Source organism: Rhodovulum viride, from assembly GCF_003265965.1.
GTDB classification, from domain to species: Bacteria; Pseudomonadota; Alphaproteobacteria; order Rhodobacterales; family Rhodobacteraceae; genus Rhodovulum; species Rhodovulum kholense.
In genome coordinates, this window is sequence record NZ_MUAV01000186.1 from 1 (window position 1) to 454 (window position 454).

1 protein-coding gene is annotated in these 454 nt (G+C 68.3%); it reads left to right on the forward strand.

Annotated elements, in window-relative coordinates; translation table 11 throughout:
- Positions 1 to 152: 152 nt before the first annotated feature.
- Positions 153 to 454 (forward strand): P27 family phage terminase small subunit (locus tag BYZ73_RS21765; protein ID WP_112317608.1); only part of this gene is annotated, 302 nt, incomplete at its 3' end.

The following is a 454-nucleotide window of genomic DNA, read 5'->3' on the forward strand; positions in this document are numbered from 1 at the left end:
AAGACCGCCCGCGAGGTGCTCGGGCGTCCCTGACACCGGGGGGTGTCCAAAAATCGACGGCCCCCCTCGGGAACCGCGCATGGGAGCTTTCCTGTTGCGCGGGCCGAATTGGCAAAAAAAGCCCACGATCATAAGCCCATAAGGGAGGTCCGATGCGCGGTCAGAAGCCGAAGCTCGACAATGTCGTGCCGATGAAGGCCGACCAGACGGCGCCCGTGCCCGAGGCGCCCGACTGGATGAGCGCCGAGGGGCGCGACGCCTGGGACCGGCTCGCGCCGGTGCTGGCGGCCAAGCGGCGGCTCGATCCGGCCTATGAGGATCCCTTCGCCGTCTATTGCGAGGCGGTGGCCGATGTCATCCGCTTTACCGGCGACATCGCGGCCTTCGGCAGCTGGTACGAGGTCGAGACCCGGAACGGGCGCCAGCAGAAGAAGCGCGCGGTCTGGGGCCAGCG